Here is a 24,789-nt window from a genome sequence, read left to right on the forward strand (position 1 = left end):
ACGTCATATCAGGCGGTCTGATAAGGCGATGACGCCGCATCCGACAAACGCACACTATGCTTGATGTGTGGCAGCAAAAGCCCTAAATCCCGCCTGTTTTGCCCCTTACTCAAACCATTGAACGTTTTGCGCTCTGGCATCATTCACGCTTAATACTCTTTCCAGGATTGGCGACGTGTCTGACGAGAGCGACGACAAAACAGAAGCCCCCACACCTCACCGACTAGAAAAAGCGCGGGAAGAGGGGCAAATCCCGCGTTCCCGTGAACTGACCTCATTGCTGATTTTGCTGGTGGGCGTTAGTGTTATCTGGTTTGGCGGTGTGTCGCTGGCCCGTCGATTGTCGGGCATGCTCTCCGCTGGGCTGCATTTTGATCACAGTATTATCAAAGACCCGAATCTGATCCTCGGGCAGATTATTCTGCTGATCAGAGAAGCCATGCTGGCGCTGCTGCCACTGATTAGCGGCGTGGTACTGGTGGCGCTCATTTCTCCGGTCATGCTGGGAGGGCTGGTATTTAGCGGCAAATCCTTGCAGCCGAAGTTTTCCAAACTCAACCCGCTACCGGGCATTAAACGGATGTTCTCGGCTCAGACTGGCGCGGAGTTGCTTAAAGCAATTTTGAAAACCATCCTGGTTGGCAGCGTGACGGGGTTTTTTCTCTGGCATCACTGGCCGCAGATGATGCGCTTAATGGCCGAGTCTCCGATTACCGCCATGGGTAATGCGATGGATTTGGTAGGGCTATGCGCACTGCTGGTGGTGCTTGGTGTCATTCCAATGGTGGGATTTGACGTCTTTTTCCAAATCTTCAGCCACCTGAAAAAGCTGCGAATGTCGCGGCAGGATATTCGTGATGAGTTCAAACAAAGCGAAGGCGACCCCCATGTTAAAGGACGGATCCGTCAGATGCAGCGAGCTGCCGCACGGCGTCGGATGATGGCCGATGTGCCGAAAGCGGATGTCATTGTCAATAACCCGACCCACTATTCGGTAGCGTTGCAGTATGACGAAAACAAAATGAGCGCACCGAAAGTGGTCGCTAAAGGTGCAGGGCTGGTCGCGCTGCGCATTCGTGAAATTGGCGCTGAAAATAACGTCCCGACGCTTGAAGCGCCGCCGCTGGCGCGAGCGCTGTATCGACATGCGGAGATTGGTCAACAAATCCCGGGTCAACTGTACGCCGCGGTGGCGGAAGTGCTGGCCTGGGTCTGGCAACTGAAACGCTGGCGTCTGGCTGGTGGACAGCGCCCTGTACAACCTACTCATCTTCCGGTGCCGGAAGCCCTGGATTTTATTAACGAGAAACCGACCCATGAGTAATCTGGCCGCGATGCTGCGCCTGCCCGCAAACCTGAAATCGACACAATGGCAGATCCTTGCCGGACCGATTTTGATCCTGTTGATCTTGTCGATGATGGTGCTGCCACTGCCCGCATTCATACTCGACCTGTTGTTTACCTTCAATATTGCCTTGTCGATCATGGTGTTGCTGGTGGCGATGTTTACCCAGCGCACGCTTGAGTTTGCTGCGTTTCCGACCATTCTGTTGTTTACCACGCTGTTGCGTCTGGCACTTAACGTGGCTTCAACCCGTATCATTTTAATGGAAGGGCATACCGGCGCGGCGGCGGCAGGGAAGGTGGTCGAAGCGTTCGGTCACTTCCTCGTTGGTGGCAATTTCGCTATCGGTATCGTGGTGTTTGTCATTCTCGTGATCATCAACTTTATGGTCATTACCAAAGGTGCCGGGCGTATCGCAGAAGTGGGTGCGCGCTTTGTTCTCGATGGTATGCCGGGTAAGCAGATGGCGATTGACGCCGACCTTAACGCCGGATTGATTGGTGAAGATGAGGCGAAAAAACGCCGCTCCGAAGTGACTCAGGAAGCCGATTTTTACGGCTCAATGGACGGGGCAAGTAAGTTTGTTCGCGGCGATGCCATCGCCGGGATCCTCATCATGGTCATTAACGTTGTCGGCGGGTTGCTGGTCGGCGTGCTGCAACATGGCATGAGCATGGGACACGCGGCGGAAAGTTATACGCTATTGACCATTGGCGACGGTCTGGTGGCACAAATTCCGGCGCTGGTGATTTCTACCGCCGCGGGGGTCATCGTTACGCGTGTCAGCACCGATCAGGATGTTGGCGAGCAGATGGTGAATCAGCTTTTCAGTAACCCAAGCGTTATGTTGTTAAGCGCCGCCGTGCTCGGTTTACTCGGCCTGGTGCCTGGAATGCCGAACCTGGTATTTTTGCTGTTCACTGCCGGATTGCTCGGGCTGGCCTGGTGGATACGCGGACGCGAACAAAAAGCGCCTGCCGAACCCAAACCGGTAAAAATGGCAGAGAATAATACCGTTGTCGAAGCGACGTGGAACGATGTACAACTGGAAGATTCTCTGGGAATGGAAGTGGGTTATCGACTGATCCCGATGGTCGATTTCCAGCAGGATGGTGAGTTGTTGGGCCGTATACGCAGTATCCGCAAGAAATTTGCCCAGGAGATGGGATTTCTGCCGCCAGTGGTGCACATTCGCGACAATATGGATCTGCAACCTGCCCGCTATCGCATTTTGATGAAAGGCGTGGAGATTGGCAGTGGTGATGCTTATCCGGGGCGCTGGCTGGCGATTAACCCTGGAACCGCTGCCGGGACGTTACCTGGTGAGGCGACCGTCGATCCGGCATTTGGCCTGAATGCTATCTGGATTGAAAGTGCGCTAAAAGAACAGGCGCAGATTCAGGGGTACACAGTGGTTGAGGCCAGCACGGTGGTAGCAACGCATCTTAACCACCTCATTAGCCAGCATGCCGCAGAGCTGTTTGGTCGTCAGGAGGCGCAACAGCTGTTGGATCGCGTCGCCCAGGAGATGCCAAAGCTGACGGAAGATCTCGTTCCTGGCGTCGTCACGCTCACCACACTGCATAAAGTGCTGCAAAATCTCCTCGATGAAAAAGTACCGATTCGCGATATGCGCACCATTCTCGAAACGCTGGCGGAACATGCGCCCATCCAAAGCGATCCACATGAATTAACCGCCGTCGTGCGCGTGGCGTTGGGACGGGCGATTACCCAGCAGTGGTTTCCTGGCAAAGATGAAGTCCATGTTATTGGCCTCGATACACCGCTGGAACGTTTGTTACTACAGGCGCTGCAGGGCGGGGGAGGACTGGAGCCAGGGCTGGCGGATCGTTTACTGGCGCAAACTCAGGAAGCGCTATCCCGTCAGGAGATGCTGGGTGCGCCGCCAGTATTGTTGGTGAACCACGCGCTGCGACCATTATTGTCTCGCTTCCTGCGCCGCAGCTTGCCGCAGTTAGTGGTCCTGTCGAATCTGGAACTGTCTGATAACCGACATATCCGCATGACGGCGATAATTGGCGGCAAATAATGAGAACCTTATTAGCAATATTATTGTTTCCGCTGCTGGTGCAAGCCGCCGGGGAGGGGATGTGGCAGGCAAGTAGTGTAGGAATTACGCTAAATCATCGCGGTGAGTCGATGTCGTCTGCGCCTCTTTCTACGCGACAACCTGCTTCAGGATTGATGACGCTGGTAGCGTGGCGTTATCAGCTTATCGGCCCGACACCTTCAGGACTGCGGGTTCGCTTGTGTTCGCAATCTCGTTGTGTCGAATTAGAGGGGCAGAGCGGAACCACCGTGGCCTTTTCCGGTATAGCGGCAGCAGAACCGTTGCGATTTATCTGGGAAGTGCCTGGCGGTGGGCGGTTAATTCCGTCGCTGAAAGTACAACGTAATGAAGTGATTGTGAATTATCGCTGAAGGACAAAAAAAATTACGCGCTCGCGAGTATGTTTAATAACTCAGTGAAAAAGGCTGGATGTTTTGTTGCAATCATTTATCAGGAATAGATTGCAACAAAACATGCCAAAAATATGTGAATTATCCTCTTGTCAAAGGGCTTGGATAAAAATCTTCAGAGTTACGGTATAGCTGCAACTGGCGAGTTCGCGTATTGGTCTGTATGATCATACATGAGAGCCATTCTGATTCAGAATAAGGGTCACTTAAATCCTGAACGTCCTCATTTGAAAGGATTAATTCACATTCTTTGTCCCTAAAATCCAGCCAGGCTCGCTGTGATTTTTTAAGCAAGTTAAGTTGTTCGGTATCAGGTTTTTTTACACCTGTGCGTGGCACTTGTTCTATATAACGATAAGCTTCACCATAGGCTTTATTTAATTGCGCATCGACGAGATTGTATTCTTGTCGCAGGCATGATTTGATCACGTTAACGTCAGTATCATCATCTGAATTTTTTTGCCAACAATCTTTGATGGCTGAAATGTCATGGTCGTTTACTATAACCGTATCTTCTGCGTAAGCCTGGCAAGAGATAATGCCTAATGTTAATACAAGAAATTTAAACACTGCGGTATTCCTTAAATTCAACCGTTATCGTTTCCCTGGGGCCGGATATTACGCTTCTGGCCTCTTATCCAACAGTGAGAAAACAATGGCATGTCCATTTTCAGAATACATTTAGATGGCAATAAAAAAGCCTGATCAGGTAACCCTGATCAGGCTTTACTCTCACGAAAAATCGATTACATACGCTCTACTGTCTCAATACCCAGCGTATCCAGACCCAGCTTTAGCGTCTTCGCTGTCAGTTGTGCCAGTTTCAGACGGCTGTTACGCACTTCTTCGTTTTCTGCGCTGAGGATCGGGCAGTGCTCGTAGAAGCCAGAGAACAGACCAGCCAGATCGTACAGGTAAGCACACATCACATGCGGCGTGCCTTCACGGGCAACCACGGTGAGGGTTTCTTCAAACTGCAGCAGGCGAGCTGCCAGTTGCGCTTCACGATCTTCACGGATGATTACCGGAGCTGCAGCCAGTTGCTCTTCGTTAATTTCTGCCTTACGGAACACGGACAATACACGCGTGTAAGCATACTGCATGTATGGCGCGGTATTACCCTCAAACGCCAGCATGTTGTCCCAGTCGAAGATGTAGTCCGTGGTGCGGTTTTTGGAGAGATCCGCATATTTCACCGCACCAATACCAACCGCGTTAGCCAGTTTTTCCAGCTCGTCGGCTGGCATATCCGGGTTCTTTTCTGCCACCAGACGGCGTGCACGTTCCAGGGCTTCATCCAGCAGATCGGCCAGTTTCACTGTACCACCCGCGCGGGTTTTGAACGGTTTGCCGTCTTTACCCAGCATCATGCCGAACATGTGGTGTTCCAGCGGTACGGATTCCGGTACATAGCCTGCTTTACGGACGATCGCCCATGCCTGCATCAGGTGTTGATGCTGACGGGAGTCGATGTAATACAGCACGCGATCGGCATGCAGTGTTTCATAACGATATTTCGCACAGGCGATATCAGTGGTGGTGTAGAGATAGCCGCCATCTTTCTTCTGAATGATCACGCCCATCGGTTCGCCTTCCTTGTTTTTAAACTCATCAAGGAATACAACGGTCGCCCCTTCGCTTTCTACTGCCAGACCTTTGGCTTTGAGATCCGCCACAATTCCTGGCAGCATTGGGTTGTAGAGGCTTTCGCCCATCACGTCATCACGGGTCAGCGTCACGTTGAGACGATCGTAAGTGATCTGGTTCTGCGTCATGGTGATGTCGACCAGTTTGCGCCACATCTCGCGGAAATATTCGTCACCGCTTTGCAGTTTTACCACGTAGTTACGTGCACGCTCGGCAAACTCTTCATCTTCGTCGTAATGCTTTTTCGCATCGCGGTAGAAACCTTCAAGGTCAGCCAGCTCCATTTCACCGGCGTTTTCCTGCTGCTGCTTTTCCAGCCATGCAATCAGCATACCGAACTGAGTGCCCCAGTCGCCGACGTGGTTTGCGCGAATCACTTTGTGACCGAGGAACTCCAGAGTACGCACTGCTGCGTCACCAATAATGGTAGAGCGCAGGTGACCGACGTGCATCTCTTTCGCCACGTTTGGCGCAGAGTAGTCAACCACAATGGTCTGTTTTTCTGGCGTAGCAACACCGAGACGATCGGACGCCAGCGCCTGCTGAACATGTTCAGCCAGGAATGCCGGATCAAGGAAAATGTTGATAAAGCCTGGACCGGCGATCTCAACTTTGCTGGCGATACCGTTAAGATCCAGATGAGTCAGCACCTGCTCTGCTAATTGTCGCGGTGCCATACCCAGTTTTTTAGCAACTGCCATCATGCCGTTAGCCTGATAGTCGCCGAACTGAACTTTTGCTGACTGACGAACCTGCGGTTCGCAATCCGCAGGCGCGCCTGCCGCAATCATGGCCTGACGGACTTTTTCTGAGAGAAGAGCCTGAATATTCACCGGAATACCTTACATTGATGAAGCGAGCAAAAATTGCCCGCACCAGTTAAAGAAATTAGGGCGGGAGTATACTGCAAATGGCTGTTTTCGTCAGCAACGTGCGCGTGGCGTATTGCCGTTTTCACTATTGCATCAGAAGCGGCGTGAAATCAGCGGTTGGTTGGCACAGGGCAACAGGGTAAATTAACGCTTTTACTGAAAGACGAAGAGTGATTATGGCGAACTGGCAATCTATCGACGAGCTGCAGGATATTGCATCGGATTTACCGCGATTTACCCACGCATTAGATGAACTTTCCCGCCGTCTGGGGTTGAATATCACTCCGCTGACTGCCGATCACATTTCTTTGCGTTGCCATCAAAACGCCACTGCTGAACGCTGGCGTCGCGGGTTTGAACAGTGTGGCGAGCTTTTGTCAGAAAATATGATCAATGGCAGACCGATTTGTCTGTTTAAATTGCATGAACCGGTACAGGTTGCGCACTGGCAGTTTTCTATTGTGGAGCTACCGTGGCCCGGGGAAAAACGTTACCCACACGAAGGTTGGGAACATATTGAAATCGTTCTGCCGGGTGATCCAGAAACGCTGAATGCCCGTGCGCTGGCATTGCTTTCTGATGAAGGACTCAGCCTACCGGGGATCTCAGTGAAAACCAGTTCGCCAAAAGGTGAGCATGAGCGATTACCGAATCCGACGCTGGCGGTCACCGATGGCAAAACAACTATTAAGTTTCATCCGTGGTCCATTGAAGAGATCGTTGCCAGCGAGCAGTCGGCGTAATTAAGGAGTAAAAATGGCATTACTGGAAATTTGCTGTTACAGCATGGAATGTGCACTAACGGCGCAGCAAAACGGCGCAGACAGAGTTGAATTATGCGCAGCCCCAAAAGAGGGGGGCTTAACGCCGTCGTTGGGTGTACTGAAATCCGTGCGCCAGCGGGTGACGATCCCTGTGCATCCGATAATTCGCCCACGCGGTGGTGATTTTTGCTACAGCGACGGTGAGTTTGCCGCCATTCTTGAGGATGTGCGCACGGTCCGCGAATTAGGTTTTCCTGGACTGGTGACGGGCGTTCTCGATGTTGACGGGAATGTCGATATGCCACGAATGGAAAAAATAATGGCTGCTGCCGGTCCGCTGGCAGTGACTTTTCATCGCGCCTTTGATATGTGCGCTAACCCTCTAAATACACTCAATAATCTTGCGGAATTGGGCATTGCCCGGGTGCTGACATCAGGGCAAAAATCAGACGCACTGCAAGGTTTATCAAAAATTATGGAACTTATTGCCCATCGTGATGCTCCAATCATTATGGCCGGAGCAGGAGTCCGTGCAGAAAACCTGCACCACTTCCTCGATGCCGGAGTGCTGGAAGTCCATAGCTCCGCGGGAGCGTGGCAAGCCTCACCGATGCGTTATCGTAATCAAGGATTGTCTATGTCATCAGATGCACACGCGGACGAGTATTCGCGTTATGTCGTAGACGGGGCGGCGGTTGCTGAAATGAAAGGAATCATTGAACGCCATCAGGCCAAATGATTTTTACCGTTGCATCATGTCGCCCAATATGATGCTTGCTCGTACCAGGCCCCTGCAATTTCAACAGGGGCCTTTTTTTATCCCTGAGCAGTATAAAAAACGAACGATAACCGTGATCTGTTGAGCGGGTGACAGTGCGCATAGCGTTGTGCTAAAAATATTTTTTATATTCACATTGATTATGGGATTTAAATTGCTAAAACTGATAAATATATATTCTAAATAGCAACTGGGTTATTCCTTAGCAATTAATGATTACATTGTAATAAATCATATTCTTTATCGATTATTTCAGGCAGTGTTGTGCCGAGTTATGCAAGCGGTTAATTCGTTGTGTATTTAATTATACAATGATTTCGGTGTTCTGGAATTTATTTAGAGGAATCTATGCGAGGGAAAAAACGCATTGGGTTATTGTTTTTGCTGATAGCGGTTGTGGTTGGTGGCGGCGGGTTATTGCTGGCGCAAAAAGCCTTACATAAAACGTCGGATACAGCATTTTGCCTTTCCTGCCACTCGATGAGTAAACCTTTTGAGGAATATCAGGGAACTGTCCACTTTTCGAACCAGAAAGGGATACGTGCGGAATGTGCCGATTGCCATATTCCAAAGTCAGGGATGGATTATTTATTTGCTAAATTAAAAGCATCTAAAGATATTTATCATGAATTTGTTAGCGGCAAAATAGACAGTGACGATAAGTTCGAAACTCATCGCCAGGAAATGGCCGAAACAGTATGGAAAGAATTAAAAGCAACTGACTCTGCAACGTGCCGTAGTTGCCATTCTTTTGATGCCATGGATATTGCCTCGCAAAGTGAATCTGCGCAGAAAATGCATAACAAAGCACAAAAGGGCGGCGAAACCTGTATCGATTGTCATAAAGGCATTGCCCATTTTCCGCCAGAAATAAAAATGGATGACAACGCGGCGCATGGGCTGGAAAGTCAGACCGCTACTTCAGTGACTAATGGCGCACATATTTATCCTTTCAAAACTTCTCGCATAGGCGAGCTGGCTACCGTGAATCCTGGTACCGATCTCACCGTCGTTGATGCCAGTGGCAAACAGCCGATCGTTCTGTTGCAGGGTTATCAAATGCAGGGCAGTGAAAACACGCTCTACCTGGCGGCAGGTCAACGGCTGGCGCTAGCCACATTAAGTGAAGAAGGTATCAAGGCGCTCACGGTAAACGGGGAATGGCAGGCTGACGAATACGGCAATCAATGGCGTCAGGCGTCTTTACAGGGTGCGCTTACCGATCCCGCATTAGCGGACCGTAAACCGCTATGGCAATACGCTGAAAAACTTGACGATACCTATTGCGCTGGTTGTCATGCCCCTATTGCCGCCGACCATTACACCGTCAATGCGTGGCCGTCCATTGCCAAAGGAATGGGGGCACGAACCAGCATGAGCGAAAACGAACTGGACATTTTAACGCGGTATTTCCAGTACAACGCCAAAGATATTACCGAGAAACAGTGATCCTCGTTGATCAGGGAGGAAGTTATGACATTAACAAGACGTGAATTTATTAAACACAGCGGTATTGCCGCTGGAGCGCTGGTGGTGACATCGGCAGCACCGCTACCCGCATGGGCAGAAGAGAAGGGCGGTAAAATCCTCACCGCGGGACGCTGGGGAGCGATGAACGTAGAAGTGAAGGACGGCAAGATTGTTTCTTCGACAGGCGCGCTGGCGAAAACCATACCGAACTCCTTACAGTCTACGGCGGCGGATCAGGTACACACCACGGCGCGTATTCAGCATCCGATGGTGAGAAAAAGCTATCTCGATAATCCACTGCAACCGGCGAAAGGTCGAGGCGAAGATACCTATGTACAGGTGAGCTGGGAACAAGCATTAAAACTGATTCATGAGCAACACGATCGTATTCGTAAAGCTAACGGACCATCGGCCATTTTTGCCGGATCTTACGGCTGGCGCTCTTCTGGCGTGTTGCATAAAGCGCAAACCTTACTGCAACGTTATATGAACCTCGCGGGCGGTTATTCCGGGCATAGCGGCGATTATTCAACCGGGGCAGCACAGGTGATCATGCCGCATGTGGTCGGTTCTGTAGAGGTGTATGAACAGCAGACCTCCTGGCCGCTGATTCTGGAAAACAGCCAGGTTGTGGTGCTGTGGGGGATGAACCCGCTGAATACCTTAAAAATTGCCTGGAGCAGTACCGATGAGCAAGGGCTGGAATACTTCCATCAGCTGAAAAAATCTGGCAAACCAGTGATTGCCATTGATCCTATCCGCTCCGAAACCATTGAGTTCTTTGGCGATAATGCCACCTGGATCGCGCCGAATATGGGCACCGACGTGGCACTGATGTTAGGGATTGCGCATACCCTGATGACACAAGGCAAACACGATAAAGTGTTCCTTGAAAAATACACCACCGGGTATCCGCAGTTTGAAGAATATCTGACAGGTAAGAGCGATAATACTCCGAAGAGCGCGGCCTGGGCGGCGGAAATTACTGGCGTACCGGAAGCGCAGATAGTCAAACTCGCTGAACTGATGGCGGCGAATCGCACAATGCTGATGGCAGGCTGGGGAATTCAGCGCCAGCAATATGGTGAACAGAAACACTGGATGCTGGTGACGCTGGCGGCGATGTTAGGGCAGATTGGTACACCGGGCGGCGGTTTTGGTTTCTCTTATCATTACTCCAATGGTGGCAACCCGACACGTGTTGGCGGCGTGCTGCCGGAAATGTCTGCGGCGATTGCCGGACAGGCCAGCGAGGCCGCTGATGATGGCGGAATGACGGCGATTCCTGTTGCCCGTATCGTCGATGCGCTGGAAAATCCTGGCGGCAAATATCAGCATAACGGTAAAGAGCAAACGTATCCGAATATCAAAATGATCTGGTGGGCGGGTGGCGGTAACTTTACCCATCACCAGGATACTAATCGTCTGATTAAAGCATGGCAGAAACCGGAGATGATCGTCGTTTCTGAATGCTACTGGACCGCAGCTGCTAAACATGCAGATATCGTATTACCGATCACCACATCGTTTGAGCGCAATGACTTGACGATGACCGGTGATTACAGCAACCAGCATATTGTGCCGATGAAGCAGGCTGTCGCTCCGCAATTTGAAGCGCGAAACGATTTTGATGTGTTTGCCGATCTTGCGGAATTACTGAAACCTGGCGGAAAAGAGATCTATACCGAAGGTAAAGATGAAATGACGTGGCTGAAATTTTTCTATGATGCCGCTCAGAAAGGTGCCCGTGCGCAACGCGTGACTATGCCGATGTTTAATGCCTTCTGGCAGCAAAATAAACTGATCGAAATGCGCCGCAGCGAGAAGAACGAACAGTACGTTCGTTATGGTGATTTCCGCGCCGATCCGGTGAAAAATGCGCTGGGTACGCCAAGCGGCAAAATTGAGATTTACTCCAAAACGCTGGAAAAATTTGGCTATAAGGATTGCCCGGCACACCCAACCTGGCTTGCGCCTGATGAGTGGAAGGGTACCGCCGACGAGAAGCAGTTGCAGCTTCTGACCGCACATCCGGCACACCGTTTACATAGTCAGCTTAACTATGCGGAACTGCGTAAAAAATATGCGGTTGCAGATCGTGAACCAATCACTATTCACACCGAAGATGCTGCTCGCTTTGGTATTGCGAATGGTGATCTGGTGCGTGTGTGGAACAAACGTGGTCAGATTCTGACAGGCGCGGTGGTGACTGACGGGATCAAAAAAGGCGTGGTATGCGTGCATGAAGGTGCATGGCCAGATCTGGAAAATGGCTTGTGTAAAAACGGCAGTGCGAACGTGTTAACGGCGGATATCCCCAGCTCGCAGCTGGCAAATGCCTGTGCCGGTAACTCTGCGCTGGTGTATATCGAAAAATATACGGGCAATGCGCCGAAGTTAACGGCGTTTGATCAGCCAGCTATTCAGGCATAAGAAGTGAATAGCGCCCGGAAACGGGCGCTGAGGTTATGCAAACGTAAAGCTGCCTGATGCGCTATGCTTATCAGGCCTACATAGTCCCTGCAATATATTGAATTAGCAAGGTTTTGTAGGCCGGATAAGGCGTTCACGCCGCATCCGGCAGTAATACCAGACCTTTACGGCTTGCGCGCAATCAGCACCGCACGTTTAGGTGCCGGATAACCTTCAACTGTCTTACTCGGATCATGTGGGTCGAGGAAATCGGCCAGCGATTCAGTAACCATCCATTCGGTGCGTCGTTGCTCTTCTGTAGTGGTAACGCTCACATCTGCAATGCGGATATCTACAAAACCACACTTCTTCAGCCAGTTTTTCAGCGCCAGCGCGGAAGGGATGAAATAGACATTACGCATTTGCGCGTAACGATCGCCTGGTACCAGCACCGTGTTCTCATCACCATCAATAACCAGCGTTTCCAGCACCAGTTCACCTTCATTGACCAGTTGATCTTTCAACTGCCAGAGATGCTCCAGCGGTGAACGGCGATGGTAAAGCACGCCCATCGAAAAGACGGTATCAAAGGCTTTCAGTGCCGGAAGTTGTTCAATACCTAACGGTAACAAATGCGCGCGCTGATCATTACCCAGTAGTTTACGCACCGCTTCAAACTGGCACAGAAAAAGTTGCGTAGGGTCGATCCCCACCGCGAGGTGCGCGCCTGCGCCAATCATGCGCCACATGTGATAACCGCTGCCGCAGCCGACATCCAGAATGGTGCGTCCGGTTAAATCAGAAAGATGGGGCAGAACACGATCCCATTTCCAGTCGGAACGCCATTCGGTATCGATGTTGACGCCATACAGTGAGAACGGCCCTTTGCGCCACGGCATCAGGTTGCGCATCAGCGTTTCAATGCGTTTAATTTGCCCTGCGCTCAGTGGCTCTTCGCTTTCTGCCGTAACGCTATGCAATAAATCAAGACGATACGGTTTAATTTCAGGTAGAAACTCCACCGCATTTGACCACTGCTTAAACAACCCGTGCTGCTGCTCGCGCTGCCAGTTAGCAATCTGCGCGGGCAGCGTTTCGAGCCAGTGTGAAAGATGATTTTTGGCAATCAGAGAATAAAAGTTACCAAAGTCGATCATGCAGCGTCCTCTGCTTTTAATGCCACCAGTGAACCAAAGTTAAAGCACTGGAACCACAGCTCACTATGCTCAAAACCGGCTTTATGCAGGCGTGCTTTATGGGTTTCCACGGAATCGGTCAGCATCACGTTTTCCAGCATGCTGCGCTTCTGGCTGATCTCCAGTTCGCTGTAACCGTTGGCACGTTTAAAGTCGTGGTGCATGTTGAACAACAGTTCACCAACTTTGGCATCTTCGAAACTGAATTTTTCCGAAAGCACCAGCGCGCCGCCCGGGTTCAGTCCTTGATAAATTTTATCCAGTAATGCCTGGCGCTCGGAAGGTTCCAGGAATTGCAGGGTAAAATTCAGCACCACCATCGATGCGTTTTCAATGGCGATATCGCGAATATCACCTTCAATGACGTCTACTGGCGTAGGGGCTTTATAGGCGTCAATATGACGACGGCAGCGTTCAATCATCGCCGGGGAGTTGTCGATGGCAATAATTTTGCAATTATCATGATGAATGTTGCGACGCACCGAGAGCGTCGCCGCGCCCAGAGAACAACCCAGATCGTAAACCTGCGTACCAGGTTGAACGAAGCGCTCGGCTAACATACCAATCATGGAAATAATATTGGAATAGCCGGGTACGGAACGCTGGATCATATCCGGGAAGACTTCAGCTACCCGTTCATCAAAGGTCCAGTCGCCCAGTCTGGCGATAGGGGCAGAAAATAGCGTGTCGCGGTGAGACATAACGTAAAAATCCGGGAAAAAGAAAGTGGCGTATTGTGCGCTAACGCAGGGAGAAAACCAACTCCCAAGGCATATACCAAAGATTCGCCAGCACCATCAGCAACAGCGCACACCAGGTGGCGCTCATGCCGGAACGTCGCCAGCGGAACAGACGGTGATGAAAACCGTAATAATGCATCAGACGACCAGCAAGCAAAACGATGCCGCAAATATGCACCATCCAGGTTTCTGCGCCATTCATTTCCATAAACAGCATCAGCACAATCGCGATGGGAATATATTCCACCGCGTTACCATGAATGCGAATAGCGCTTTGCAGTTCGCTAAAACCGCCGTCGCCATAGGCAACGCGGTACTGCATTCGCAGGCGAACGACATCAAAAGAGAACTTCATTAATAACAACGCACTTAAAACGGCATACAGCGCGCTTACCATACAAACTCCCTTTAAAATGGCCGATGGCACCTGTCTATGATAGGTGGCAAATTCAGAAAAGAGAAGATTGCTGTGGAATAGCCGGAACTGCTCCGATCTCTGGAAGCGTTTTACGTAAGTCTTCCCACAGGGTATGTACCAGTTCCGGTGCCTGGGCAATGTCTGGCGTATGTAAAAAAAGATAAGGCGTAGTGGTCTGATGCCACTGCGCTAATTTTTGTAACCAGACCTGAAATAATTCCCGGTTTTGCGTCATATCATCACTACCGATAAAACGGATCAGCGGATTTGTCGCCGTCAGTACAGCATGTACCGGAACTTTAGGTTTTTTTCGTTGAGCGTCGCGAATAGCTTCACTGTGTGGACGTGCTGCATGAACCGGGCGGCTGTCTAAGATTAGCAAGGTCTAAATACACCTCCCGTTTCAGATGGTTCCTAAAGGTGATGCTTGTGGTTATGATAGACAGAAAGATAAGATTTCCGAGGGTTAGCTATGAGTGATGGATGGTTAGATTCTACTATGCAAGCAATAAACGATAGGATTAAAAGCCCATTATGGGGATATATCATTCTTGCATGGGTATGGTTCAATTGGCCTAACTTGGCAATGCTCTTTATGAGTGATGCTCCTGTTAAGTTTCGAATAGATTATATTCTGTCTCAGGAATATTTTTATGTACATTATCTGTTAGCACCTGTCTTTTTTGGAAGTGTGCTAGCTGTTATTACTCCTTATGCTCAATGGTTACTTTCTCTTGCTCAAAAATGGGCTACAGATAAACACAGTGAAAATATTTATCTTTCAAAAGAAAAGGAATACCTTAATTCAATCAGGTTAACGGGGTTAAAGGTTCGGGTTGCCAGAGAAGAAGAGAAAGAAAATGCTAAAATTGATGCTGATATTAAAGCGGAAGTAGAGCGTGGTAAGCGTGAAGAGTTGGTCACAGAAGACCTTGAGACAGCAAGGAAACAGATGCTTAAAGAGATTAGCAACTTAAAAGAGTCAGTATCTATTGAAAAACAAACTATTGAAAATATAGCAAAAGAAAAAGAGAGACTACAGGATTTGATTGTTGCCTCACTTGATGTAATGAATGATTTCTTTAAAGTTGATAATAGCCGTTCATTACAGCAATTGAAGAGTAGGGTAGAAGAACTTTTAACAGTTTCTGATATTGAAGCTTCTACCATACGTAACGCGCTACGACAAAAGAAAGAGCTAACTTCAACACAGGCATTAAAAATGTTAGATATGGTTGAGTCTAAAATTAAAAAGGAAAAAGAAAAAGGTAATAATATAGAGTCGAATGAATTAATTAACCAATAATGCTATGCCTGTAAATAACAGGACATAAACAGGTTAGTACCTATGCAATTTAACGGTATTTTTCCAAGTATCTATGCAATCCTACACAGATTCTATACAGTATCGACACAGTCTCTTTTTGGTCTAACTTATTGAAATATATAAAGAATCTGTGAAGTCTCTTTTCAGGGTAAACTGTATCGTGTTAGTCGTTCCTCTCCAGACACTACATATAGTGCTATATACAGGGCTATATAACGGTGTCTATGCAGTTGGTCACTATCAATATTCCCTCAAAGTGACTATCAACCTACTTAATAGCTACCTACGTGAAAGTTATGAAGTGATGGTTATAGTTCCTTCGTATCTCCTCTTAAAAAATCACTTAGAGACATCTTAATCTCTATACAGAATCTACGTAGATGCTTCTTAGTGCGTAAAACAGCTATTATGTTAAAAACGCACTGTATACGTATCAGTACTGATTTATAAGGGTTTTGTGTATTGGCTGATAAGAGGCTATACAGCACCTTGAGAGCATGTCTTCTAAGTCATTGACATATAAGGTCACAGAAGTTTGTGTCTGTTACAGAGAAAACTGGGGAGGACTTCACAGGACTATAAAATGTTACAGCTATTGATAGGTGAAATCTTCTTGATAGATGCTGTGAAATGTGATGAAGGTTTTTTTGAGGTGGAGCTAACAGATGCTATGAAGAAAGTCAATAGATATTTTAACTGCTTTTGCAAAGGGGGTCACATAGCTGGTGTGACGGGTACTTAGCAGCTACAGACATCTGTCAGATATTTTCGAAGATTTTTAGAAGGGGAATTTGAAGAGGGGCTACTACGATTTTATAAAAATTTTCAGAGTCTGAAAAGTTACTGTACAGATTTTATACAGATATCTTTAAAGTATCTGTAAAGACTTTTAAGATAAGAGATAGATATCCCAGAAAGGATATCCGTTTAGAAAGCCTGTTAAGCATCTCTTAAAAGAGAGTAAACCTTGTCAAGAGTGATTGCAATAAAAATTTTTATTTCTTATGTCAATTGAGCATATTTTAATCGGGAAGCATCATGGGGGTTCTGATTGCTGGAGAACTCCATCTTTATTATTCAGGAACTTACACCGAGAATTTAGTTTCACAATGGATGGTGCTGCAACTGAGCATGATGCGTTATTGCCTCGCTTCACCGATGATGTTCATAATCAATCATGGGGTGGTGAACGGGTGTTCTGCAACCCACCATACAGCGACATTAAAACATTTCTCGTAAAAGCGTCTGAAGCAGATTTAGTGGTATTCCTGATACCGTACCGACCCCACACCATATACTGGCTTAAGCACATTTACAGCAATAACCACTGTCATGAAATCCGTATTCTTCATCGTGCAGTTAAATACCTTCCACCAGCAGGCCATAACGGGCTTACTATTCGTTCACCGTTTCCTAGTGCAGTCGTTGTTTTTAAAAAAGAACCACGTAAGCATGAAATTACACAGATGATTTGCTGTGCTGATACATTGCTGCCGTTAACCATCATTAACCGTGGTGGACTAAGAGGAAGACCCACCATTTACCCACCTGAGACGCTCGACAGCTTCATAAAACTATACAGGCAAGGCAAACCCATTAAGTGCATTGCAGATGCTCTCAGAATGCCTCTGAGCACGTCATACAGGATTGCTCAAAGGTTGAGCTAAAATTCTCATAAATATGGTCATTTACAAGACAGGTGATTTAGATATTAAGAAGTATCCCCTGTGAACAATAAATGACCAATCAGTAATTATTCTGTGAAATAATTGTTGCAATTTATAATCACATCTGTTATAGTTTCTATATGGGCTGATAAAAAAGTTCATGTCTTGAAGTGGTAACACTTGGGGAGGTGTCAGATGATTGACGTATATTAACCTCTCATTCATGGTAATACCTCAGCGTTTTAATCATCGTACTGTTTCAGGCATGGGCTTCTTTATCAGTCCATCAATCCCCCAGATATTTTAATCACACAGGCTAATCGGTTTTATCCGGTTGGCCTTTTCACATATGAGGTATTTTATGAATGAAAAAAGAAACTAATGCTTTTATTATGGTAGATAAACGAGTTGCACAATTCCCTAAAACATTAAAGCCAATTGACCGCTTGGTGTATTTCACTATGCTGGATGGTGCTGATTATTACGAATCTAAGTTCGGGAGATATGCACCAAGTATTGACTATTTGATGGTTATGTCTGGTGCTACACGTAATACAGTTATTGATTCACTTAAGAGACTTGAGTCACACAGACTTATCGAAAAGACCAATGTAAAGGGTCAGCAAAGTATTTTTAAAGTATTCACGTTGGATGAGCGTCCAGAGGTCTTATCAGAGCCTACTCTTGATGAACGCCGTAGAGCTAAATTATCAGGTCAACCAGAAATTGACAGTAACCCAACCAAAAATTGGTTACCTACCCAACCAGAATTTGGTTACCTACCCAACCAGAATTTGGATACATGTAAGACTGAATATAAAGACAAAAATATAAATACTGAAGAAGAAAGACTAAAAGGGAACTTTGAAAAAGAATCTCTTAAGAAGAGAGCTTCGCTCTGTGATTCACATGAATGTGATTCTCTTGATATTGAAGAGGCTATTAAAGAGACTGTTAAAACATCTGACTTAGATGACCTTGATAGTGAAGCTACTAAAGAGGCTGTTAAAAAGGAAGATAAAATCTCTGATGTGAATGTTGATAGTGACCATAAAAATACACAGTGCCCCGCCACTGATGATGAGATGGACCCCTTCGATGATTACCTTGATGAAGAGTCAGAGCGTGAAGAGGCTATTAAAAAAGCACAACGCAAAGCAGAGATTAAATTACGCATTGAAATGGCGAAGCTAAAGAACAAGGTTAATGACCTCGATGACTTTGATGATGGTGACGATGATGACTTTTCTTTCACACCAAAGAAGAAAGTAGTTAGTGAAAATAAGAAGCAAAGGATTAAGCCTAAAATGTACTATGCAGGTGGAGGTATCCAATGAGAGAATATAACGGTGAAAAACGATACAAAGATTACCTGTTAAAGCGTTACAGTATTTCTCGTGAAGGTTACTTGATGAAAGATACTCACGGGGAAGTTTACCGGATTCGACCGAAGAAAGAAGGGAGAGATTATTATTTCGTCGATGGTGTGACAGATTTAAAGATTGACGCTTTGAAGTTTGCAGTGATGTATCATTATGACATCTGGGATTCAGTCCACCAGCTACAATTAAAAGACGGTGACCCCAATAACTTAAAGGCCACCAATATTATCACAAAACGTTAGTTTGTTTTACCATCATCAATCGTAATTGTGATTTCATATTTGAAAAGCTTAATGCTGAAATTGAATCGTGTACTTTTGGCGATAATCATTTTTAAAAGCTGATACACCAGAAGCACCAGAAACACAAAGCAACCTAAGCTTGCGAATCTGTGAGATTCAGCAATTGTTTCAAGAAAGCCCATTAATTCCCCTTATTTATCAAAGGGAATGACCTGTATCAGCCCCTATAACCATAATATCATGTAAATGAGATGTTGACAATATGTTAAATAAATGTTAAGATTGTAGTATGAGTAAGAGATTTAAGGAGATTTTTACAATGACTCACACAGTTACGCGCCTTTTGCCAGAGGCATTTGAACGACTGGCAGCAATCAAAGCCAAATATCCCGATATGAAGCACACAGCGCTTGTTGGGGAGATTTTAAAAGAGTCGGTAAACCTTAGCCCTTTCGATAACGTTAAGGGTGTTGCAGAAGGTTCTAAGGCCATCAGAATCACAACGAACCAACTGGAACTACTCAAAGCACAGTCCGCAGTAGCAGGTTGCTCAATGATTCAGGTGTTAAGCGCAAAGGTCCATCAATTAGCGGATAGGCTGGGGGTTTAATGCTATGCACATTTGATTATCATGCGTTTTATCGCCATAGAGGCCACCTTGTCCGTGAGAATAGCGGAACATGGAAAGATTTAACTCGTAATGCTGAACCCTTCACACACCAGCAATTAAAATCCCGCTTCTCCAGATGGAAGAATGCACCAGCAGATACTGGTGATTTTAAGATTATCCATACCTTCGATTATGCCTCAGAAGATGACCTTCACGATGCAATTAAGCTGATTGAAGACTTCAATACCTCAGAAGATGTGGATGGTGACAAATATAAATCCCGTGGTAACCGCTATAACCGTGATGATATCACTCAGGCCATAAATGCTGGTCAATCTCAGCGATACATTACAGAAAAATATGGTATTTCACGGAGACAGTATTTCTACGTTAAATCATTGATTAATAAAGACAATTCAAAATAACCATCTCAGTAACGGTAGAATGCACTTTACAGGCAGAGTTGCACCTTAATTTGATAAATTACCTTACCAGCCAGTGCAACTCCCTCTGTAACCCGCATGGTTACTGGCCTCAGAATGGCTATTTTAAGAGGTCTGAGATGTGTTTTATGGGAAATCTAAAAATGAACAATTACCCAATGACAGTACTAATTGACCAAGAAACTATGAATTGGTTGATTGACCTGAACAGGTCGGGCTTTAATATCTGTTTCCTGCATTGCTTTGAAGCTTCAAGTTATATCGACAAACGCACCATCAACGAAATTAAACTTGGTGACTATGTTCACAAGCTGGAAGTAACAGACCCATACAATAAGCGCTTTATCATTGAAGAGTGCAATCGACTTGATTTAAGTCCTGAGCAATTATTGAAGCTGAATATATTCCTGACTTATCAACAGAAATTAAACCCTTACAGCGAGGTTATGTAATGACGCTCGTTATTTTATGGACAGCTTTAGGTTTATTATGTGGTTGCCTGATTGCTAACGAAGCTAACAGAAATTGATGTTATCAGATTGTTAAAAAGCTGTTGACAAATAACCTTGAGCATGACATAATTGTATATATAGGGAGAGCAATTCTCTCTTATTTTTCTTTCAATAATCCGATGGATGGATATTCTGAGTTGGAAAGGTGCAATGCTTTTCGCTACATGGCCTTTCAGGTTGGTCTGAGAGGTCATCTCGAAAAGTCTTTGTTCATTCATTGAATCCTTTAGATGTTCTTTAATTTCTTCACCTTAGCCCTTTATAGCGTTTTAGTTATCTAGGGCTTTTTCAGCTTTTAAAAAGCATACTTGGCAAACGCTTTTAAGTCTCTTCTAAGTTCGTAGGCTGTCAGGTTTGCTTTTTAAAAACTGAATATTACTTAGAAGAGGAAAATGAAATGGAAAATCTATATATTAGCGGTAGAAAGGTTGATAGCTTCGGTGACTGGTCGCCACAGACTGAACATCCAGCTATCACTATTCAGCGTAAAGAACACGATGAAAGAATTAAGCTTGAGCAATCGTTAAAGATGTCACCAAAGGTAATTTCCTTTGTGTCTCCTGAGCCTCAAGAAATGCCTGATGTTTGCAAGGGTGAATCATTACTTGAGCTTGAAAAGAAATATTACCCACTGCTGAAAGCACAGCGTATTAAACTTGATGACGCTTACAGCAAAGTTACCTTGATGCAATCAGCTATTGAGCCGTCAGAATTTGAGATTCAGGATGAATTGTCACAGAAACCATTTGTCTATTACCAATACGAAGATAATGATGGTTTTGGTACTTTTCAAGAAAACGTCGCAGCCGTGATTAGTAGTCTTCCTGCTGGACATCGAATTGTGAAGATGGTTAAGGCATCAAGAGGTGCTGGTCAGTTTATTTACATGACTAATAAGAGCGATGAAGAACTCGCTGAACTTGCTAGACAGAACATCTTGGCATCACGTAACAAGCAACTTGATAATGTTAAGTTGTATCTCTCAAGAGAGCTTCAGGCTATGAAAGAGCTTGTGAAAGAATATGAAGATGCTAAGAAGATTGCTATGCAGGCTGATATTGAGCAGCTTACGAAGATTTCTCAGAAGTATGCAAAGGCACTTTGACTATGAATTAAAAAGGAGGTGATGAATGTTTGATTTAACGGAACGCTATGAACTTATTAAAGCAATTAGCGAGAGATTGAAAGAACAACCCAACAAACCAAAACGAATCAAATCATCCACCTCTAGGCAAAATAGCAGAATCAGAAGAATCGCTAAATGGTGTCTTGATAAATTACCAAGTGATTGTCAGATTGTCGGTGAAGATGGTAATTATTATCTGATTAGATAAAGAATTGGTTGGGTGTATGAGATAGGTTCTATCGAATCTATAGTACGGGAGAGATTATCGAGTGACATCGGTAGCTCTCCCTTTTTTTGTATATGAACACTTAAGAGGTGAAAAAATATGAATGGCACAATTTAAAGTTGATGATTTTTTGATTGAGCTAAGTTTTAGCTCTCAGAAAGTTTTAAAAGGCTTGGAAAAAGCCGAGAAACAAACGATGCAGGTAGCATCAAGAATTGAGAAACGACTAAATAAGGCATTCAGAGTTAATCATGCGCCTTTAAATGACTCTCTCAAACTAATGGAAAAGAATGTCGATAAAACTGTTTCCAAGATTGAGCAGCGTCTTAAAAACACTAAAGTGTTTAAGATTAAAACGGAAATTGAGGATACTTTAAAGCCACTTAGACAACCGAGACAGCCACGAATTAGCGGAAGCAGAGCAATTACAGCAGCGCATAGCGTGAATATGAGCAAGCTTCGTGACTTTAATCCTATGCTTGAGAAGTATTTTAAGAGCCAATATTACAGCTTAAGCGGTAAATCCAAGACACTTGGAAACGAAGCTTTTAATCGTGAGTTAGCAAAATTAAATCAGTCTCTTCGTGAAACACTTTCTAAGTTTAACAAGACCGCCAGCAAAAATAATTACAGTAAAAACGCTTCGAATGGTCTGGATGTATTAGCTACAAGTGCAATCAAAGCAGGGACGGCTATTTATACTTTCCAGACAGCCTTAGAAGCTTACAGGCGGATTATGGAGATTGGTCTGAAAAAAGAAGCATCACAACGAGCGGCACAATTCGTTTTAGGTGATGAAGGTGCTAAACGAGCTACAGAATTTGTTAAGAATCTTGCTAATAATACTGGTGTTGACCAGATTGAAACATTAAGCAGTTTTGCTAAGTTTTCCGCTGGTGCTGGTGATATGAATGCAGACCAGAAAGAATCCTTATTTTCTAATGTGATTGGTACATCCAGATTAATGGGACTAAGCACCGATGAAATTAACGGGATTCTAAAAGCTTTCGAGCAGATGGCATCTAAAGGAAAGATTCAAGCTGAAGAATTACGTGGTCAGCTAGGTGACCGTATGGCAGGTGCTTTTCAGTTATTTGCCAGAAGTCTTGGGATGACTACGGAAGAATTAGACAAGGCCATGAAAGACGGTAAGGTTCTTTCTAAAGATGTTCTTCCTAAAGTATCCGCTGAAATGGGAAGGATGATTGATAAAGCTGGTGGATGGGAAAAGATTATTAACTCTACTCAGACGCAGTTAGGCCGCTTAAGTAATTCATGGAATAATAATCTGGCCTTAATGTTCGACGGTTCACAGGAAGGGTTAACAGACTTTACAAGGTCACTGACTAATTTACTTAATTCACTAGGTGGTCAATCTAAAAATCTTGGTGAACATTTTGGCGACCTGATGAAAAGCATGTCAAACGGTATTGATGATTTAACCACGATTAGCTACCGAGTGCAGGGATTCTTTGACAGAGTGACCCTTGCTTACAGAGAATTAAATGACACTCAAAAAGCTGTAGCTGATGGTATCGCAAATGGCCTGTTAAGTGCATTAAAGGGACTTGCTGGTATTGTCGCTGTAAGGTCTGGTATTGGTGCTGTAGGTGGTATCTGGAACTTAATTAGGGCTATTTCCATGCTTGGAAATGTAGCAAATACAGCAGCGGGAAGAATTAATTCACGTTCCGGTAGTGTTGAAGGTGGTAAAGGAAAATTATCTGTAGCTGATGCAATTACCAAAGTAATGATTGTCGGTATGGCAACTGATGTGATTAACTCCATTGTTAAACCGTTCTATGAACGTCAGATGAGTAAGTCAGATAATCCAATTGACAAAGTTGTAAGGTCAAAGGTGGAACCTACAGACCAAGCATTGTCTGGTGACATGAACTCTTTAGCCGCTGTTTTATGGGCTATGGTTCAGGGCAAATCAAAAGATGTTCCACAGCTTTCACCTGAAGCATTAAATAGTCTGAAAGGTCGAGTGGAAACATTCACACAAGATTTAAAGGTTATCAAGCCGTCAGTAAATATTCAGCCTCAGACAATCAATATCACAACTCAGACGGTACTTGATGGAAAGGTTATTGATGAAAGAACCACATCGCATATTAATCGTATGCAGGAAGATACCTTGATTAGCTCAGCTTACCCAGAGGAATAAACAATGTTAGAACTACTAATATTTATTGCCACACATGGCAATCTATTAATCTTTATCTAGTATGACGATTCAACTATGAATAGTCGAATGCTACGTGATTTCTTCTGAACAGATACCAACATCAAAAATTAGATTTCACGTAGCTCACGCTTAACAGAATAGGAATAACAACAATGTTTGACACAAAGCAAATTAGATACTCAGGTAAAGATGGTATCTATTTTCACCTTAGAGATAATGTAGAATCTTTTCTTGCCTTAACAGCTACTGAACAGATGGACTATGACTCACCGATGATGGTGACAACTCAGGCTATGCAATCGGGGCAAACTATCACTGATAATGTTCAGAGAGCACCTAAGACCATCTCTATTAGCGGTGTTGTAGTGGTTGATTCGACGGGTTCAGTTCTATTAACCAGACAGGGGCAACTTGTAGAGACCTTTATTTCTACGGTTGAACAATGGCGAGACCAGAAGCAAATCATCACTATTGTTTGTAAAGATGGAATATCTATCACTGATAGTATCATTACTCAGTTTAAAGCGAGTAAAGAGCATACCATTGCTAATGGTCTTCGTATTCAGATGACCTTCCAAGGTGTAGAATTTCGTTCAATCGTAGGGCAAACTGATATTTCATCTGCTACTGGCAAGACCGCTACCACGAATGATGGTGGTGCTACCAGTAAAAAGAACACTGGGAACACTACGACAAGTTTAGGTAATGGTATGTTGATGTGTCAGGAGCTATATAATCGCTCTGCGAGTGAACTTTCTAATGAGCAACTTCAAGCCCGTATCAATTGTAGTAAAAGTGTCAGAGTTGAGAATGGAAAAAGCACCTTCTCAGATGCCGCTAATGGGCAAGCTTCGAAAGTGCTTAATAATGCTGGTGCAGGTAATGTTTTGAAGAGGCTGTCTGTTAATCCTAACAAGCGCTACTGACGATAGAAGCTCAA

25 protein-coding genes and 1 pseudogene are annotated in these 24,789 nt (G+C 45.5%); 19 read left to right on the plus strand and 7 right to left on the minus strand.

The window, feature by feature from the left end; genetic code table 11:
- Positions 1-175 precede the first annotated feature (175 nt).
- The 3 genes from flhB to flhE are packed head-to-tail and all read left to right on the plus strand — an operon-like array spanning position 176 to position 3,787.
- Positions 176-1,324 carry a flagellar biosynthesis protein FlhB gene (gene flhB / locus ACU8XX_RS09840; protein ID WP_001278936.1) on the plus strand — a complete coding sequence of 383 codons (1,149 nt, stop codon included), beginning with the start codon at positions 176-178 and terminating at the stop codon, positions 1,322-1,324.
- Positions 1,317-3,395, plus strand: a complete 2,079-nt coding sequence (flhA, locus tag ACU8XX_RS09845; RefSeq protein ID WP_000066982.1) for a flagellar biosynthesis protein FlhA — start codon at positions 1,317-1,319, stop codon at positions 3,393-3,395. Before flhB ends, flhA begins: the two co-directional genes overlap by 8 nt.
- Entirely contained in the window at positions 3,395-3,787 is a 393-nt protein-coding gene (flhE, locus tag ACU8XX_RS09850; protein WP_001259584.1) for a flagellar protein FlhE, read from the plus strand. Before flhA ends, flhE begins: the two co-directional genes overlap by 1 nt.
- A 120-nt stretch (positions 3,788-3,907) precedes the next feature.
- Here flhE and ACU8XX_RS09855 read toward each other — a convergent pair whose 3' ends face one another.
- Entirely contained in the window at positions 3,908-4,396 is a 489-nt protein-coding gene (locus tag ACU8XX_RS09855; protein WP_001299676.1) for a lysozyme inhibitor LprI family protein, read from the minus strand.
- Positions 4,397-4,486: 90 nt separating this feature from the next.
- Here ACU8XX_RS09855 and yecV point away from each other — a divergent pair, with 90 nt between their 5' ends.
- Positions 4,487-4,531: a protein YecV gene (gene yecV, locus ACU8XX_RS09860; RefSeq protein WP_211180499.1), complete on the plus strand. Its 45-nt coding sequence runs from the start codon at positions 4,487-4,489 to the stop codon at positions 4,529-4,531.
- Positions 4,532-4,572: 41 nt separating this feature from the next.
- Here yecV and argS read toward each other — a convergent pair whose 3' ends face one another.
- The gene (gene argS / locus ACU8XX_RS09865) at positions 4,573-6,306 is read right to left on the minus strand and encodes an arginine--tRNA ligase (protein WP_001025326.1); all 1,734 of its coding nucleotides are present in this window, start codon (positions 6,304-6,306) and stop codon (positions 4,573-4,575) included.
- A gap of 215 nt (positions 6,307-6,521) precedes the next feature.
- Between argS and ACU8XX_RS09870 the strand changes: the two genes are divergently transcribed.
- From ACU8XX_RS09870 to torZ, 4 genes are all read left to right on the plus strand, one after another.
- On the plus strand, positions 6,522-7,088 hold the full coding sequence (locus ACU8XX_RS09870; RefSeq protein ID WP_001295504.1) for a VOC family protein: 567 nt from the start codon (positions 6,522-6,524) through the stop codon (positions 7,086-7,088).
- A 13-nt stretch (positions 7,089-7,101) separates the two neighbouring features.
- Positions 7,102-7,848, plus strand: coding sequence for a copper homeostasis protein CutC (gene cutC, locus ACU8XX_RS09875; protein ID WP_001185727.1), 747 nt, complete (start codon positions 7,102-7,104; stop codon positions 7,846-7,848).
- Between the two features lie 387 nt (positions 7,849-8,235).
- Complete coding sequence (locus ACU8XX_RS09880) at positions 8,236-9,336, plus strand: NapC/NirT family cytochrome c (protein WP_240765466.1); 1,101 nt, start codon at positions 8,236-8,238, stop codon at positions 9,334-9,336.
- A gap of 24 nt (positions 9,337-9,360) precedes the next feature.
- Complete coding sequence (gene torZ, locus ACU8XX_RS09885; protein ID WP_112033979.1) at positions 9,361-11,790, plus strand: trimethylamine N-oxide reductase TorZ; 2,430 nt, start codon at positions 9,361-9,363, stop codon at positions 11,788-11,790.
- 164 nt (positions 11,791-11,954) lie between these two features.
- Here the strand turns inward: torZ and cmoB are convergent, their stop codons facing one another.
- The 4 genes and pseudogenes from cmoB to ACU8XX_RS09905 form a co-directional block, all read right to left on the minus strand.
- Positions 11,955-12,926, minus strand: coding sequence for a tRNA 5-methoxyuridine(34)/uridine 5-oxyacetic acid(34) synthase CmoB (gene cmoB / locus ACU8XX_RS09890; protein WP_000564726.1), 972 nt, complete (start codon positions 12,924-12,926; stop codon positions 11,955-11,957).
- Complete coding sequence (cmoA, locus tag ACU8XX_RS09895) at positions 12,923-13,666, minus strand: carboxy-S-adenosyl-L-methionine synthase CmoA (protein ID WP_000019588.1); 744 nt, start codon at positions 13,664-13,666, stop codon at positions 12,923-12,925. The genes cmoB and cmoA overlap by 4 nt, the downstream gene beginning before the upstream one ends.
- Before the next feature lie 40 nt (positions 13,667-13,706).
- Entirely contained in the window at positions 13,707-14,102 is a 396-nt protein-coding gene (locus ACU8XX_RS09900; RefSeq protein WP_000252980.1) for an MAPEG family protein, read from the minus strand.
- Between the two features lie 52 nt (positions 14,103-14,154).
- Positions 14,155-14,502 (minus strand): annotated as a pseudogene (locus tag ACU8XX_RS09905) (DUF72 domain-containing protein); the annotation flags it as partial.
- 93 nt (positions 14,503-14,595) lie between these two features.
- On the opposite strand from ACU8XX_RS09905, the gene ACU8XX_RS09910 reads away from it, so the two are divergent.
- The 4 genes from ACU8XX_RS09910 to ACU8XX_RS09925 all read left to right on the plus strand — a co-directional run bounded on the left by ACU8XX_RS09910 (position 14,596) and on the right by ACU8XX_RS09925 (position 18,741).
- Positions 14,596-15,429: a hypothetical protein gene (locus ACU8XX_RS09910; protein ID WP_023485977.1), complete on the plus strand. Its 834-nt coding sequence runs from the start codon at positions 14,596-14,598 to the stop codon at positions 15,427-15,429.
- A 1,025-nt stretch (positions 15,430-16,454) separates the two neighbouring features.
- A complete protein-coding gene (locus ACU8XX_RS09915) occupies positions 16,455-17,117 on the plus strand; it encodes a DNA N-6-adenine-methyltransferase (RefSeq protein WP_240765468.1) in 663 nt (220 codons plus the stop codon).
- 365 nt (positions 17,118-17,482) lie between these two features.
- Entirely contained in the window at positions 17,483-18,454 is a 972-nt protein-coding gene (locus ACU8XX_RS09920) for a helix-turn-helix domain-containing protein (RefSeq protein ID WP_240765470.1), read from the plus strand.
- The gene (locus ACU8XX_RS09925) at positions 18,451-18,741 is read left to right on the plus strand and encodes a hypothetical protein (RefSeq protein WP_240765472.1); all 291 of its coding nucleotides are present in this window, start codon (positions 18,451-18,453) and stop codon (positions 18,739-18,741) included. The genes ACU8XX_RS09920 and ACU8XX_RS09925 overlap by 4 nt, the downstream gene beginning before the upstream one ends.
- On the opposite strand, the gene ACU8XX_RS09930 is transcribed toward ACU8XX_RS09925, so the two are convergent.
- A complete protein-coding gene (locus tag ACU8XX_RS09930; protein ID WP_000506009.1) occupies positions 18,738-18,923 on the minus strand; it encodes a hypothetical protein in 186 nt (61 codons plus the stop codon). The two genes, ACU8XX_RS09925 and ACU8XX_RS09930, sit on opposite strands and share 4 nt — an antisense overlap.
- A gap of 137 nt (positions 18,924-19,060) precedes the next feature.
- Here ACU8XX_RS09930 and ACU8XX_RS09935 point away from each other — a divergent pair, with 137 nt between their 5' ends.
- The 7 genes from ACU8XX_RS09935 (at position 19,061) to ACU8XX_RS09965 (ending at position 24,775) form a co-directional block, all read left to right on the plus strand.
- Positions 19,061-19,351, plus strand: coding sequence for a hypothetical protein (locus ACU8XX_RS09935; RefSeq protein WP_240765474.1), 291 nt, complete (start codon positions 19,061-19,063; stop codon positions 19,349-19,351).
- The gene (locus ACU8XX_RS09940; RefSeq protein ID WP_240765476.1) at positions 19,351-19,776 is read left to right on the plus strand and encodes a hypothetical protein; all 426 of its coding nucleotides are present in this window, start codon (positions 19,351-19,353) and stop codon (positions 19,774-19,776) included. Before ACU8XX_RS09935 ends, ACU8XX_RS09940 begins: the two co-directional genes overlap by 1 nt.
- Before the next feature lie 161 nt (positions 19,777-19,937).
- Positions 19,938-20,246: a hypothetical protein gene (locus tag ACU8XX_RS09945; RefSeq protein ID WP_342673065.1), complete on the plus strand. Its 309-nt coding sequence runs from the start codon at positions 19,938-19,940 to the stop codon at positions 20,244-20,246.
- A gap of 457 nt (positions 20,247-20,703) precedes the next feature.
- Positions 20,704-21,411: a transposase gene (locus ACU8XX_RS09950; RefSeq protein ID WP_240765480.1), complete on the plus strand. Its 708-nt coding sequence runs from the start codon at positions 20,704-20,706 to the stop codon at positions 21,409-21,411.
- Between the two features lie 25 nt (positions 21,412-21,436).
- Positions 21,437-21,640, plus strand: coding sequence for a hypothetical protein (locus ACU8XX_RS09955; protein ID WP_027662910.1), 204 nt, complete (start codon positions 21,437-21,439; stop codon positions 21,638-21,640).
- Positions 21,641-21,761: 121 nt separating this feature from the next.
- Positions 21,762-23,828 (plus strand): tape measure protein, encoded by a 2,067-nt coding sequence (locus tag ACU8XX_RS09960; protein ID WP_240765482.1) that lies wholly within the window; start codon positions 21,762-21,764, stop codon positions 23,826-23,828.
- Between the two features lie 173 nt (positions 23,829-24,001).
- Entirely contained in the window at positions 24,002-24,775 is a 774-nt protein-coding gene (locus ACU8XX_RS09965) for a phage baseplate protein (RefSeq protein ID WP_063121890.1), read from the plus strand.
- Positions 24,776-24,789 lie beyond the last annotated feature (14 nt).

Source organism: Escherichia sp. MAL-1 (genome assembly GCF_052948035.1).